Annotated in this window: 11 protein-coding genes; 6 read left to right on the top strand and 5 right to left on the bottom strand. The window is 47.5% G+C overall.

Annotation, left to right across the window (positions count from 1 at the left end; all coding sequences use genetic code 11):
• The first annotated feature begins 85 nt into the window (after nt 1–85).
• Entirely contained in the window at nt 86–874 is a 789-nt protein-coding gene (locus tag GS501_RS07650; protein WP_160831276.1) for a YfdX family protein, read from the top strand.
• Between the two features lie 235 nt (nt 875–1109).
• On the opposite strand, the gene GS501_RS07655 is transcribed toward GS501_RS07650, so the two are convergent.
• A complete protein-coding gene (locus GS501_RS07655; RefSeq protein WP_370517969.1) occupies nt 1110–2657 on the bottom strand; it encodes an efflux transporter outer membrane subunit in 1548 nt (515 codons plus the stop codon).
• A 56-nt stretch (nt 2658–2713) separates the two neighbouring features.
• Here GS501_RS07655 and GS501_RS07660 point away from each other — a divergent pair, with 56 nt between their 5' ends.
• The gene (locus GS501_RS07660; protein WP_237442472.1) at nt 2714–3430 is read left to right on the top strand and encodes a TetR/AcrR family transcriptional regulator; all 717 of its coding nucleotides are present in this window, start codon (nt 2714–2716) and stop codon (nt 3428–3430) included.
• Between the two features lie 26 nt (nt 3431–3456).
• Here the strand turns inward: GS501_RS07660 and GS501_RS07665 are convergent, their stop codons facing one another.
• The 3 genes from GS501_RS07665 to folD form a co-directional block, all read right to left on the bottom strand.
• Nucleotides 3457–5061 carry a DHA2 family efflux MFS transporter permease subunit gene (locus GS501_RS07665; RefSeq protein WP_160831277.1) on the bottom strand — a complete coding sequence of 535 codons (1605 nt, stop codon included), beginning with the start codon at nt 5059–5061 and terminating at the stop codon, nt 3457–3459.
• Nucleotides 5048–6142, bottom strand: a complete 1095-nt coding sequence (locus GS501_RS07670) for an HlyD family secretion protein (RefSeq protein ID WP_160831453.1) — start codon at nt 6140–6142, stop codon at nt 5048–5050. The genes GS501_RS07665 and GS501_RS07670 overlap by 14 nt, the downstream gene beginning before the upstream one ends.
• A gap of 175 nt (nt 6143–6317) precedes the next feature.
• A complete protein-coding gene (gene folD / locus GS501_RS07675; protein ID WP_160831278.1) occupies nt 6318–7238 on the bottom strand; it encodes a bifunctional methylenetetrahydrofolate dehydrogenase/methenyltetrahydrofolate cyclohydrolase FolD in 921 nt (306 codons plus the stop codon).
• Between the two features lie 121 nt (nt 7239–7359).
• Between folD and GS501_RS07680 the strand changes: the two genes are divergently transcribed.
• The 4 genes from GS501_RS07680 (at nt 7360) to GS501_RS07700 (ending at nt 13216) form a co-directional block, all read left to right on the top strand.
• Complete coding sequence (locus GS501_RS07680) at nt 7360–8442, top strand: low specificity L-threonine aldolase (RefSeq protein WP_160831279.1); 1083 nt, start codon at nt 7360–7362, stop codon at nt 8440–8442.
• Nucleotides 8443–8749: 307 nt separating this feature from the next.
• Nucleotides 8750–9799: a multidrug transporter subunit MdtN gene (gene mdtN, locus GS501_RS07690; protein WP_160831281.1), complete on the top strand. Its 1050-nt coding sequence runs from the start codon at nt 8750–8752 to the stop codon at nt 9797–9799.
• Nucleotides 9780–11552, top strand: coding sequence for an FUSC family protein (locus GS501_RS07695; RefSeq protein WP_160831282.1), 1773 nt, complete (start codon nt 9780–9782; stop codon nt 11550–11552). Before mdtN ends, GS501_RS07695 begins: the two co-directional genes overlap by 20 nt.
• An 89-nt stretch (nt 11553–11641) precedes the next feature.
• On the top strand, nt 11642–13216 hold the full coding sequence (locus GS501_RS07700; protein ID WP_160831283.1) for a TolC family protein: 1575 nt from the start codon (nt 11642–11644) through the stop codon (nt 13214–13216).
• A 61-nt stretch (nt 13217–13277) separates the two neighbouring features.
• Here the strand turns inward: GS501_RS07700 and GS501_RS07705 are convergent, their stop codons facing one another.
• Nucleotides 13278–14882 (bottom strand): carbohydrate porin, encoded by a 1605-nt coding sequence (locus GS501_RS07705; RefSeq protein ID WP_237442473.1) that lies wholly within the window; start codon nt 14880–14882, stop codon nt 13278–13280.
• Nucleotides 14883–15012: the final 130 nt, after the last annotated feature.

Raw genomic sequence — 15012 nt, forward strand, 5'->3', positions numbered from 1 at the left:
AGAAGGTGTATCTCCTGGCTGATGATCCTATTGATCACGGCAAGGTCGATGCTTTCCTCATTTTCCTACAAGAAGGAATTCTCTCATGTATTCTACCTCATCATCACTTCGTCTGCTGGCTTCATCCATTTTAATAGGAAGTTTAAGTCTAGCCCCTGCCTTTGCAGCCGATACGGATACCCAACCAGCTGCCCCTGCATCACATCACGGAATTCATCCCCTAAAATCCGTAAAAGAGCATTGGGATCGATACAAAGCTCATCAAGCATTCCATCATCTTTCTGAGCATGGCCAGAAAGCATTTATGAAAATTCTTGATGCTCAGCAAGTCCTTGCAGCTGGTCAAACCGATGCCGCAATTCCTCTCTTAACGGCTGCAAGCATGCATCTTAGTGAAGCTGTTACGGCCAATGAACAGTTCACAGCTGCAGAGACTGCCCTACACCCAGCACCACAACATCCTCTTTCACCTAATCATATTGCACAAGTTTCCCCGACAGATTGGGTTCCTGTAGGAGCAGAAATCATTGCAAGCGATACGCTCGCACCAGAGAAGAAAGCAGCGGTTGCTACAGCAAACGCCCAGCTTAAAGCTGGACAAACACAGCAAGCGGCTCAAACCTTGCAAGTCGTTAGCCAAGATATTGATTTTATCGTTGCCTTGGCCCCACTTTTCCCAACTCAGGGAGCTGTCAATCGCGCTCTCGTTTTTGCCCAGGGACATAATGCCAAGGGCGCTGCCGCTGCGTTGAATGACGTTATCAATAGCCTCGTTTTCGTCTCTGAAAACGTCATCACCGAGGCAACAACTTCCGCAATGGGACAACCTGACCAAACGCCATCAGGACAAGCCGCATCACCAAAAAATAAATAAGAGGTCACATTAAGGCCTATCACGACATCGCCCTGGCAAGGAAAACGCTGCCAGGGCGAGTAAATGATCTATTAAATACATTCTTTAGATGCTATGAGCACGTCCCACCTTTGTGCACAAATAATGTATAAATCGGTGGAAAGTAACGGTTTTCCAAGGATTTTTGCCTGTGGAAAACTATGTGAATAATATTGTTACTCCCCTTGACACCGATTCCATAACATAATCCCACCTCCTAATGGAGCGATTTTTCAGGTAAATCTTCTTTCCAACCTCCCCCTAACACATTGTAGAGACGCGCCAGATTAGTCGCGAGTGTCGCATCGCTTCCCGTCAAATCAAGCTGGGACGTTTGCAAGTTCGTTTGCGCCTCTAGAACATTCAAATAGGTGCTTAATCCCGAACGATATTGGCTTGTAGCCAGGTCAAGAGCGCGTTGATTATCAGCGACCGTCTCCTTCAAGCGGATCTGTCGATTTTGCTCGTTATGATAAGCCTGCAAGGCATTATCTACTTCATTCCAAGCTTGAAGCACCGTCTGACGATAGGAAATCGCAGCTGCTTTCTGTGCCGCTTTCTTCAACTTAAGCTGACCATAAAGACGTCCCCCTTGAAAAATCGGGAGAGAAATCGTCGGACCAACATCCCAGGCTCGCGAGCTCCACCCTAAATCACGAAAAGACAAGGATTGGACACCAAAATCAGCCGTTATCGTCACTTTAGGATAAAAATCTGCCGTCGCTTGCCCAACTTCTGCAACCGTTTCGCGCAAACGTGCTTCTGCTTCACGAATATCTGGACGACGATGAGCTAACTCAGATGGAATCCCAATCGGCACCGTCGGTGGTATGACTGGAACATCCGCAGTCTTTTGCAACTCCGTGTTCAAACTTTGAGGAGGAGCCCCCAAAAGTAAAGCAATTGCATTCATTTCTTGGGCAATGCTTTGATCCAAACTTTCTTCCTCAGCTTGTACATCATGCAAACGAGCCCTCACGCTATCAACATCAAGCTCCGTCACCAGACCGCTACGATAGCGGCTTGTGGTCAAATCGAGAAGCTGACTCAATGTCGCACGGTTTTGCTCTAAAATACGATAACGCCTTTGGTCACCACGAAGTTGAAGATAGTCACGCGCCATATCGGCTTGTTGCGCGATCAATACACTGCGCCGCTCTTCCTCGCTCATCTGCATCACAGCTTTTGCCGCTTCATATTGATGGGCAACACGTCCCCACAAATCAATCTCATAACGGGCATCAATCTCGTCCTGCCACTGATTAAGGAGCGGAACATGCACATCATCTGAATTTCCGAGCAAATCACCCTTATTAGAAGGGATACGCCGCCCAACACGTCTTACAATTTCGCGTAATTGCTCTGTGCTGTGCTGAGATCGTTGATAAGACCCCTGCGCTGAAAGCGTAGGAAAACGCTCAGCCCCAGCAACCAGCATCTGAGCCCTGCTCTGCGCCAAATTTGCTGTCGACAAAAGAAAACTCAAGTTCTGCGTCGCAATACGTTCTTCTAATGACACCAATTCAGGGTCATGGAACTGGCGCCACCATATATCCGATATTGGTGTTTCCGTCACCTTACTGGTGGGAGACTCCTGCCCTTTGCTTTGATTATGTGTATCATAATGAGGTGGGGTCCACGCCTGTGGTGCATGATAAACCGGACCAACGCGAATACACCCTCCTACAGTCAAGAAAACTGCGCTATAGAGAAACCTTCTTAGTAAGGGGCGACTTACTGAAGAAAACAAATGAACGTTTTTCACAGAGCAGCTCCTGTCATGAACGTAGTAGAAGAACGAAAAATTGTCTGACCCTTGCAATGACCAAACGGTTCGGTCAGCCTATCCCAGGGGCGATGTATCCAACAGGAAACCAACGGGAAACAATGACGCAACATATGACGGACCACGCTAACCACTCTGCCGCACCGGTGAATTTGTGCGCAAAGCGTGTACAAATTTTGAAAGCTGCTGGCGAAGTTTTTCTGGGAAGTGGCTACGCGGGAGCGTCGATGTCCCAAATCGCTCAAAAAGCGGGAGTTTCCAAAGGTGCTCTTTACAACCATTTTGATAGTAAAGACGACCTGTTTACCGCCTTCTTCGAGGAAATGAGTCGCACCAAGCTGAGTGTGTTGAAAGCGCTCGTGCATGATGAAAAGCTCGATACCCGAACGGCACTCTTGCACATGGCTCGCACGACGATTCAGCTCATGCTGGATGCAACGACTATTGGATTGTACCGCGTTATTTTGGTAGATGCGCCCCGTTTCCCCAACCTTGCCGATACATTTTGGCATCACGGTTTTGGGTGTGCCATTCATAATCTGGCAAGTTGGCTTACTCGGAAAACGGCTGAAGGAAAACTCAACGTTGATGACGCTGAATTTGCCGCTGAACAATTTCTGATACTCTGCCAAACGCGTATCGTACAAAGACGACGTATGTCGCTCCCCGTCGACTGCGATTCCTCTCATATTGAACATGTCGCACGTCTGACCGCTGAAAGCTTTTTGCGGATCTACGCTCCTACTCCCTAAAAAAGGGGTAGGACATTGATACATCCTCAATGTCCTCCTCCCTTTGCTTGTCCATCTCCCTTAATAGGGGACATCATAAAACAAAGTGGAACAACAAAAAGAGCCAGCAAACCTAGCACGGTGAAAAGCTGATTATAGGCAAGCATGGCTACTTGATTAAGGAAGTCCTGGTACATATGTGCGATGGCGTAAGCGTGCGCCTTTAATGGGGCAAGACCATTTGCCTCAGCAGCACTTTGTACTTGCGCTATGTAGGATCTCACCTCTGGCCGTGAAGAAACCACATGAGAAGACACATCATTCTGCTGCATTTGCCGCATTTCAGTCAGCGCTGCCGTCGATAACGAAATCGCCAATGACCCAAAATAATTCCGCACCATACTAAACAACGCCGAAGCATCACCGTTTAACTCATTTGGTAATGTCGAATAAGCAAGCGTAGAAATCGGTACGAAAAGAAACGCTAATGGGGCTGTCTGCCTGACACGAATTAAAGCCAGATGCCAAAAATCAATATCTGAGTAGAGATTAGCCGCCAAAAGAAGCGACAAACTCATAAAAACAAAACCGACGGCAATGATATAACGCATTTGTACGCGCTTCATGATCATTCCCACAATGGGAATAAGACACATCACAGCAGCCCCGCCCGGCGCCATTAATCGTCCAGATATCGTTGCTGTATATCCCTGAACCTGCTGCGCAAATTGTGGAACAATGACGGCGGATGCATAAAGCAACATCCCCACAACCCCCATCATAAACGTCGCAATCGCGAAGTTACGATCTTTCAAAACACTTAACCGTAGTAATGGATCTTTAGCTTTCAAAAGCCAGATAATAGCCCCTACTGTACCAACCAAACCAAGAATACCCATTGTGACGATAAAAGATGACCCAAACCAATCATCATCCTCCCCACGGTCAGCCATAATCTCTAAGCAACCCAACCCGATCGAAATCAAACTAATACCAATGACGTCAACACGCTCACGGCGAGCCTTTTCCCAAGGTGGATCCTCCAAAAGAATAAACACAGCAATCACTGTGAGAATTCCAAAAGGAACATTCACAAAGAAAATCCAACGCCAAGTATACGTGTCTGTAAGCCATCCTCCTAGAAGCGGACCAAGCACTGGCCCAACCACCGTCGCGATTGCCGTTAATCCAAAAGCGGCGCCTCGCTTCTCTGGGGGAAAGATATCAAGAATAATCGCTTGTTGGCTCGGTTGAAGCCCACCACCAAAAAAGCCTTGCATCAAACGAAAAACAACCAACATCGGCAACGACGTTGCAAGGCCACAGAGGAAAGATGACAGCGTGAACATCGCGATACACATCAGAAAATAACGTTTCCGACCGAACAAACGCGATAACCACCCTGAAATGGTCAACACAATACCGTTAGCAACTAAATACGACGTCAGGGTCCACGTCGCATCATCGTAGGAACTGCCGAGAGACCCCGCGATATGAGGCAAAGCCACATTAACAATTGTTGTATCCAGCACCTCCATAAAGGCTGCTAACGTTACAACAACAGCCACTAACCAAGGATTATGCCGTGGCTTCCAGGAACTACGATCTGCGTTAGTTCCTACAGAAGCCGTTGCCGCCTCACTCACCGACATACACCGTCGGTTCTACGGACATCCCCACTGACAGCGGCAATTTTGGATCAAGCCCACGGTCGATCAATATTTTGACAGGAATACGCTGAACCGTCTTCACAAAGTTTCCCGTCGCATTCTCTGGAGGGAACGCACTGAAAGACTCGCCAGACCCTTTTTGGATGGAATCTACATGCCCTTCAAGATGAAGCTGCGGATAAGCATCCACCTCAATATCTACTTTTTGGCCGGGACGTATATCTGTCAATTGTGTTTCTTTATAATTGGCAACAATCCACATTTCTGTTGGAACAATAGAGAACATCTCCTGACCAACCTGCACAAAATTCCCTTGCTCAACGTTACGCTGTGAAATCCAACCATCACGTGGCGCCCGAACATCCAACCAATCAACATTCTGGCGTGCCCGCTCTAGCTCTGCATGCGCCGAAACCAACGAAGCTTGCGCTTGGGAAACACGTGCATTCGCATTTGCAATATTCGCCTGCACCGGCAAGGCTTGTGTTAATTGCCCTTGCGCCTGCACAACACTCGCCAACGCTTCATCTAATGCCGCACGTGCCGTATCGATATCTTGTTGTGTCGTTGCAGCCCGATTGACACGATGTTGACGCTCATAGTTTGTTTGCGCACGGAATAAGCGAGCCTTTGCAATACCCAGCCCACCTTGTGCTTCAGCTAACCGACCAGGGAAGTTTTTCTGCGCAACCATTTCTGCAAGCGAGAAAGCTTTCATATCAGCCTCAGCTTGTTGAACAGCCCCTTCTGCACGATGAAGCTCTGCAAGGTAATCACGTCCATCAATTTGAACCAAAAGATCTCCTTGATGAACAAATTGGTTATCGTTCACCAACAGACGCGACACATAGCCACTAACATGCGCTGCAATAGAGATCTTCCGCCCGGTCACATAGGCATCATCTGTATCTATTTTATTTCGATTAAAAAATATATAGAGCCCAACACCCAAGAGGACCATAATAACCAGCAAAATTAGGATAACCCTCTTAAGAGAACTTCCCTTAGGAAGTTCCGCCTCTTCCTGTTTTTGCGTTTCGTTATGCGCTTCACTTTGCGCCATACCTTGACCTCTATTTTGCTGGTTATGCCTACCAGGGGGGGGACCCGTCACCCATGTTACCCTTCACATATTCAGAGCAACATAAAAATGACCAGTCGGTCATTCCCCCATGACATAACCGACCTCTGCTGACAAGCGTCAATTGTTCTTCACATCAAGAAGACACTTAAAACCACTATTCTTCAGCCAAAAAAGACTGGCTCGCTGCCTGGAATGTATTATGAAGCAAGCACGCAATTGTCATAGGACCAACCCCTCCCGGTACAGGCGTAATATGCCCAGCAACGTGACAGGCCTCTTTAAACACAACATCACCGACCAACCGACTTTTCCCGCCAGAGGTTGGAACACGTGTGATACCCACATCGATGACGGTTGCCCCCGGCTTGATCCAATCACCTCGGACCAAACCCGCTTTCCCCGTTGCCACTATGAGGATATCGGCTTGGCGTGTAAGTTCTTGAATATTACGCGTATGAATGTGAGCAATAGAAACGGTGCAATTCTCGCGTAGCAGAAGCTGTGCCATTGGCTTACCAACCAAATTAGACGCACCGACGACAACGGCATGCATGCCCGTCATATCTGTGTGAACAGACTGCAAAAGTTTCAAACACCCTAACGGCGTGCACGGAACCATACCGCCCGTCATGCCAAGAGCTAACCGCCCTGTATTTACTTCTCCTAATCCATCAACATCCTTAGCCGGATCAATAGCGTTCGTCACAACACTTGGATCCAGTTGTTTAGGCAGCGGTAACTGAACCAAAATACCATGAATCTGCGGATTGGCATTTAAATCAGCGATCAGCTTCAGGAGCTCAGCTTCCGATGTACTTTCCGGCATCATGTGCATGAAAGAGCGCATTCCCGCACGATGCGTCTGCAGAGCTTTATTTTTAACATAAACTTCAGAAGCGGGATCATTCCCTACCAAGACAACAGCGAGCCCCGGTAGGCCGTGCCCTTGCTGTACCAAATGATCAACTTTCTGCCGAATATCCTCTGTTAAAGAACGTGCGATCGCTTTACCATCAATGCGGACCGCCTCACCTTGTGAAGCAGACAGGCCATTAGACGTAGCAGATAGTGTCATCGTTAAGAGACTCCCAAAATACGATGGTCCGTGTGGGTGGGACAAAGAGAATCATGACAAGTCTTCTTTTTTCCGCTAGAGGGCACTAGATCAGTGCGGTCTCTTCCCGCTACGGAGCAGGATGATAAGGAATTTTCCAGTGTCAGAGGACATACGCAAGAACTTTGCTAGTGACAACGTCACACCGGCCTGCCCGGAAGTGATAGAAGCCATTTGCCAGGTTAATCATGATAATGTCCCCTCATATGGAGAGGACCCAATTTCAGCAACACTCAACAAACATTTCAGTGATGTTTTTGAGACTGAAACCGTAGTGTTCCCCATTGTTACTGGAACAGCAGCCAATTCGCTCGCTCTTTCAGCTATGGTGGCTCCTTACGGGAGCGTCCTCTGTGATCAAAGCGCACATATTAATACAGATGAGGGCGGAGCCCCTGAATTTTTCACCCATGGTGCAAAACTCGTTGGCATTCCATCCTCTCAAGGACGTATGGACCCTGAGACACTTCCAACATCCCTCAAACACAATCTTGCAAAAGGCGTGTTAACGCCTCCTTTCCAGTGCCTTTCTCTCACGCAAGCTACAGAATGGGGGACGACCTATTCATGTGCAACACTCTCCCAGCTTACAGAAATTGCTCATGAGCATTCACTAACAGTTCACCTTGACGGCGCACGTCTTGGAAATGCTATCGCGCATTTAGGATGTTCTCCTGCAGAGACAACATGGAAAGCTGGTATTGACGTCCTTTCCTTCGGCGGGACCAAAGCCGGAGCAATGGCCGCTGAAGCCATTGTCTTTTTTGTTAATGATCGTACACGCCCCATGATACAGTCCATGCCACATCTCCAAAAACGCAGTGGACATACATGGTCAAAACAACGGTTCCTTAGCACCCAGCTTCTTGCCTTGTTAGACAATAACCTCTGGCTAACAAACGCTCTACATGCCAACGCGATGAGCCAAAGGCTTCTCCATGCGTTACAGCGTCATCCCGCCGCACAAGTCCCTTTTGATGTCGAAAGTAATGAGGTCTTCGCCGTTCTCCCGTACCCACTCATTGAAACCTTACGCGAAGAAGGCTATTGCTTTTATTGCTATCCTACTCCTGACGGGGTTCCAGGCGGCCTTGCGCGTTTTGTGATGAGTTTTTACACGCGTCCCCAGGATGTTGACGCCCTTATAGAGAGCTTGAATGCTTAATTCTCGTCTACCCTTCCTTTCCCTTTTCCGAAACACTCGCCTACCTTCTTGTGCTCCACTTCTTACGCTTCCTTTCCTCTTGGGGGGGTGTTTCTTCCGTGGAGCATCGAACTTTCCGATGGCAGGAGCCTACTTCCCGGGGTGGCTTATCTGTTTTTGCGTCGCCTTGATTAGTGCAGCTCTTTTCCGGGCCCTTTTCCTCTTTTTTCATATTGATGCCAAGTTGGACCTCCGCCTTTTTACCTACCTCTCACTCGGGGCGATCGTTGGGCTTGTGACATGGAAATGGTGGTTCGGACCTTAGATTATGGAACGTATAAAACTCTCTCAAAAGAGGCCACTCGGTCTCATTATTGCCTTTCTCTGCATTACAGCGGCCATTGGTACAGCTTTCTATATTGAATATGATTCCTACCGTCACCCTGAAACAGAAAGTGGTGTGATTGATGCCGATGTAGTACATATCGGGGCTCTTGTTGGCGGCCGCTTATTGCATCTCCCTATCCATGTGAACCAGGCGGTGCGTAAGGGAGAGCTACTCTATCAAATTGATCCTGAGCCTTATGAAATCGCTGTTCGTAACGCAGAAGCCAATCTTTTCCTGGCACAAGCCAATTTAGAAGAACAACAACGCCAACTTTCCGTCCGCGTACAACAGGCTGCCTCTAGCGCAAAGCAACTGCATCAAGCAGAAGATGACCGTGACTTAGCAGAGCGCACCGTTAAACGCCTGAAACCCCTCGCCTTGCAACATTTTATCCCCTGGCAGGAATATGATGAAGCTGTCACCAAGCTAAATTCAGCACAAGATCGTTTAGCAGAAACGCACCACTCCCAAGAAGCGGCGAATGTTGCCATCGGTGACCTCAAACGTTCTGAAGCAGCACGCTTAGAAAGTGAAGCCGCGCTAGAGAAAGCACGTTATGATCTCCGCCAAACAAAGGTTTTCTCCCCTGTCGATGGTTACGTTACAAGTTTAGAAACTCGTGAAGGGGAGGTTCTAGCCGCCCATCAAATACTCTTCACGCTTGTAGCGAATGACCAATGGTTTGCTATCGCCAATATCCGTGAAATTAACCTAAAACCTATCCATCCGGGAAGCTGTGCAACAATTTATTCTATGATTGATCGCCATAAACCAATTCATGGATATGTTGAAAGCATCGGTTGGGGCGTCATCAATGATTATATAAAAGTCTCACCTAACAACGTTCCTAATATTCAAAGGCAGATGGATTGGGTGCATGTTGCGCAACGTTTCCCAGTGCGCATTCGTGTCGACAACCGCCAACCAGAACTCCTCCGTATGGGGGCTACAGCAGATATTGAGCTTCTTCATGGCGCAGCCTGCCGCTAACATCATCACCAACCCTTACTGGCGTCATATCTTTCGTCTCCTTGTCCGCCCTTCCGCAGGGCGGCTTGGTCATACGCTACGCGTTACCATCGCAGGCATGATTGGCGTTTTGATTGGGGAGATTTGGCAACTTCCTGCGATGGATATTATCCCCATCATTATTCTTGCCATATGGCAAGAAGACCGGATGTTAAACCTTACCATTGGGAAAACAGCGTTAATCTTTTTTGCCTTCGTGATGTCGGCCGTATATTTTGCAACGGTATTCAGCATCAATAACTTCTTTTTGACATTATTTGTAAACCTAATCTTCAGTTTCGTATTTTTCTTTCTTGGATCCGCCAGTAAATTAAAAGGAATCGCCTTAGTTGGTGGGCTTTTCTTATCCTATATTTTACTTCAAATTGATGTCATTTCGCACAGCGATACAGTCACGCGTATCATTCTATATGTGACATTAGCACTCGCTATTTCTTGTGGCAGTTTTATTGTCCTTGGTTTCCCCTTATCTCCCTCTCCTCAAAGAGTGCTCATGGGGCGTATTGCTTATCGTTTGCGTACCGCGGCAGACCATTTAATTGATCCAACTTCTCTAAAATTTACCGAAGAAACCAAAGATCTCCTGCGCCAAGGCACTCAGGGGATGCTCGTCAATCTGGCTCTCGCCAGTAAAGAAAAACTTCTTTCTGCTCAGGATCTCTTAAGCCTCCGCCAAGCCGCTTTACACAGCTACGCTATTTTAACACTCGTTAATAAATCAACGCGTTCATCACCACTCCCTTCCCGAGAAGAACGACGCGAGCTTGCCAGCCTTCTCTTAGAAATGGCGCAAGCCTTTGATGAAAATAGTTATCTTCGTAATGTCAAAAGTCCAACATTTTCCCATCCTATTCTCCAATCTATTTCGCCTTTATTAGAACAGTTCAGTGTTCCCTCAGAAGATCCTTTGCCCCCAGCCCCCCCGGCACCAGGTTTCTTTGTTCCTGATGCTTTTTCGAACCCTAATTACGTCCTTTATGCAACAAAAGGGACAGCAGCTGTTTTTATCAATATTGTTATCTTTAAATGCTTGAACTGGCCCGGCATTCATACATGCGTTATTACGTGTTTTGTTGTCGCACTTCCGACAATGGGCGAGGTTATTTCAAAACAAACTCTACGTATTATCGGATCATTCATTGGCTGTGGTTTCGCCATGCTTGGTATTATATTCCTTATCCCTCATTTTATCAGTATTGCTCAGCTTCTTCTCTTTCTCGGAGTTGTTCTTTTAGTGAGCGGATGGCTTAACTCTGGAGAGAGTCGAATTGCTTATATAGGCTTACAAATTGCTATTGCGTTCTTCTTGTCCGATCTCACAAATTCCACGCCGGCTACAGATCTTACTGTCCCTCGAGACCGTGTTATCGGTATCATGATTGGGTTATTTATCAATTACATTATGCATACGTATCTTTGGCCAAAAAGCTGTGGAACTCAGATTGGCCCCCAACTCCAAGCAATTAAAGATTTACTCAAAGCTGAATCCAACGCGTCCACATCTGTCGAACGAATCGTTTTTGCCTCCAAGGTGCAAGAGCGTATCGCTGCCACAGAAATTATGCTAGAAAACTCCGTTCTTGAGCCCATCCCATTCCGTCTTACACGCGCAACGCGAGCCCACTATCGTTATGTACTCATGAAAGCTTCATTATCCATGGAAGATTTCTTACTCCCGGCCTCTTCTTCCGTCCGAGAAATTTCCCCTCCCTAACACAAGCTTCCGGAAAAGAGTCTTATCGTGGCTCCTTTTTTAGCCTTCCACCCTCTTCAATAAGATCGCACATTGTTGGCCGCCACTCCATGAAGTCATCCCCTTTCCCACTGATCCCACAATTAACGGCACTTCTTCTCCTGAGCGGCTGCGCCAGCTCTGCTTTAAAAGATGCTCCTTCTGCTCCCGACCAACCTTGGTACCCAGGCACAGATAAACAAGGAATGATCGTTCCTAATGGAAGCGGGAAAAATACTCATCAGGCGCTCCGTATGCCGCCTGGATACGCTCTCCCCACTGACCACAGCCTAGCACAACAACGTCATGACCCTGTTATTACGCCAGATCACACTTATACGTTGGCAGAGCTTATTGACATTGCGCAGTCAACAAACCCTGATACCCGCATAGCATGGGATACAGCTCGTGATGCCGCGTTATCCACCGGCCTTGCTCGTTCTGCTTACCTTCCCCAGCTTACAGCGATTGCAGTCGGTGGTTACGCTAGTCTCGGCAGTCATTTACGCAATTCTTCTTCATACAATCGCAACTCTCCCCATATCCATGGCGATGGCAACGTTGATGCGCTTAGCCTACAATGGCTCATCTTTGATTTTGGCAAACGCGATGCCGTCATTGACGCTGCCCAACAAAGTGCGCTCGCAAGCAATATCTCATTCACAGGGGCACATCAAAAAGTCATATATGCTGTTACAGCAGCCTATTATCTTTACACAGCCTCTCAGGCACATATCAAACTGATTGAGCAAGCACGCCGCAATAGTTACGCTATAGAACGGGCTGCCAAAGCAAATTTGCAACATGGACAAGGTACCATTATCGACGTCAATCAAGCCGAAGCGGCAACAGCACAAAAGGATCTCCAACTTGTCCAAGCGCGTGGAGAAGTTGAAAACCGCTATCTTGCCCTTATGGTCGCTATTGGTATCTCGCCCACAACACGTCTTTCTCTACACATGGCTGGCGATCATCCTTTAACAACGGAAGCCGTACGCTTAAGCGACCAGATGGTACAAAATGCCGTTGCACGCCGGCCTGACGTCCTTGCAGCCTACGCTGCAGCACGTGCTTCACAAAGCCAAATTAAAGCGGCCAGAGCCGAATTTCTCCCTAAAATTTTCGCAACAGGCAATCTTTCCTACACAACAGGCTCTCTCGGAATCTCTGGTCTATCAGGCTATGGAGCTGCTTCATCACTCAATGTCTCCAATAATAACTTAGGGGGCGCCATTTTAGGCGGCATTACCATGCCCATCTTTGACGGGGGCGTGCGCCAAGCTCTCCTCAAGCAAAGTCAGGATAAAGCTCAATCCGCAGAAGTACAACTCCACCATCTTGAAGATGAGGCTGTAAGAGATATTGTTACCTCTGAAAATAATCTTCGGACAAGTATTAGTACCTACAATGCAGCCCTAAAATTGGAAAAAGCCGCTCAAACAACTTTCAATGCAGCCCTATCAAGCTACCAAAATAGCGAAAGCTCTATAACGCGAGTTCTAGATCTGCAAAACAACTTATTTACAGCAACAATTACACGCTCTGACAGTTACTACAGCACGTTAATATCGGCAGCAGCCCTTGCCTTCTCAACAGGCTCACTCAGTAATTCTGATCCAGCACAAATCGACCCTACGGGCTTATAAGATAAAAGCGCATTCCCTTATCGGGAAACTACTCCCCAGCAAGGCCCTCTCTAGGCCGGCCCTATAGAACAACGCTGAACTGCACCCCTAATACAGCAGCATCATGAAACGTCGTCGTTGCACTTGGCCGTTGGATATATTGGAAGTCAGGCTGTATCGCCATCGCGCGTGCTACATGAACACTATAAAATAACTCATACACATTCTCATGGCTCTGAATGCCATAGACTCCACCCCACTGATTGGACTGATATGGAAGCCCTAATGCAAGAGACGCTTCTTGCTGTCGTGCAACCGTCGAGCTCATATCAAAATGCTGCCACATAATACCAACAGTATCGAGGGGCCGCCCCCAATCACTCCCCGCGTCCATCAAACCAACCCACGTATGGTCACGCATAGCAACTGTCTTTCCGTCACTATACATCGCCCCAGCAAGAAGGATCAGCCCATTCGTATCGCCGGGTCCATTGCGCTTTAACATTTGGTCAACCATCAACCATGCGCTATTTTGCCCTGCCTGGTATTTCCGTGGCTGCCCTGTTGCCTGCCATGAGTGGCCGTAAATATCTTTATAGAAATTAGGCACACGCGAGTTATCGTAAGCATACCCTAACTTATAATGCCCAATCAGATGGTTCTTACCAAATTGCGGTATCCATCCAATTTCTACAGGGGAGGAAAATTTTCCTAACCCTGATTGAGCCCATGACCAACCAGAAATACCCCCAGTATACGCATGAGGACTAACGGCAAATAATCCCCCCATGATATATGTGTTTGACGTTGGCATTACCCGAACAACCGTTCCTAGATTTCCCGAAGGCCAATCTTTGGCTGCATTCGTGTATTTGTTAGGCGATGGATTTCCACAAATGGCCACGTTCATATACGCACAAAACAATGGAGAGGCAGCAAAAAACGATCCAACAGGCATCCAACCCGCATTGATATCAAGCCGCCCCTTAAACAACGTTTCTTCAGCATACATCGCCACAAGGTGGGCAATGACGTTCCCACGAGCGCCATAAATTTCCTGAACGGCCGCTATATTATCGCCAAAAGCACTCGATACGCTCTGGCCGTGCCCGTTCACAATAATAGTATGTGTTTTGAAATTCTTAACACCAGCTAGTTTATCCCAGTCAATATCAAGCTGCAGCCCAACTTGCCCTGTAATTGTCGAGGTACGACGACGACCGCCGGTAATATTCCCCGCAAATTCTTCATTCACAGACAATAAAAGCTGTATACCATGATTAACTAACCATGGCTGAATACCACCCCACGTGCCGAAAAAATGCTGAGACGCCACAGAAGGTGCCGCTTCTGCACGCTGGTCAAGCACCTTGTCCGCCATAATTGCATTACGTACCGGGTTAAGGTTCGTAATCAATACAGATGCCCTAGCTTTACCCTTGTCAATTTTTTTACGAGCAATCTCAGCGTCTAATATTTTTTTTTGCGCTAAATAATACTCAAAAGATGGCCAGTGATTCCTGGAAGAAATATGTCGCCGCCAACCGCGACGCTCGCGTAAACGCCGATCATCTTGCGAAGAGACTCTCCTCTTACTCACGCCTGTAACAGCTTTCTTATGGAAACCTGCAGTATGAAGATGCGCCACTACTCCGCCGTTCCCTTCTGCATAGGCAGACATTACCATACAAGGAACAACGATCCCCAACGCCGGGAATATATACTTCATCAACGGAGCCAATGATATCCGAGAGGAAAGTAGTGACTTGACCATCAAATTACATCTTTCTTCCGCATCAAAAGTCATAGGAGAATCA

The sequence above is a fragment of the Saccharibacter sp. 17.LH.SD genome, from assembly GCF_009834805.1.
Classification (GTDB): domain Bacteria; phylum Pseudomonadota; class Alphaproteobacteria; order Acetobacterales; family Acetobacteraceae; genus Saccharibacter.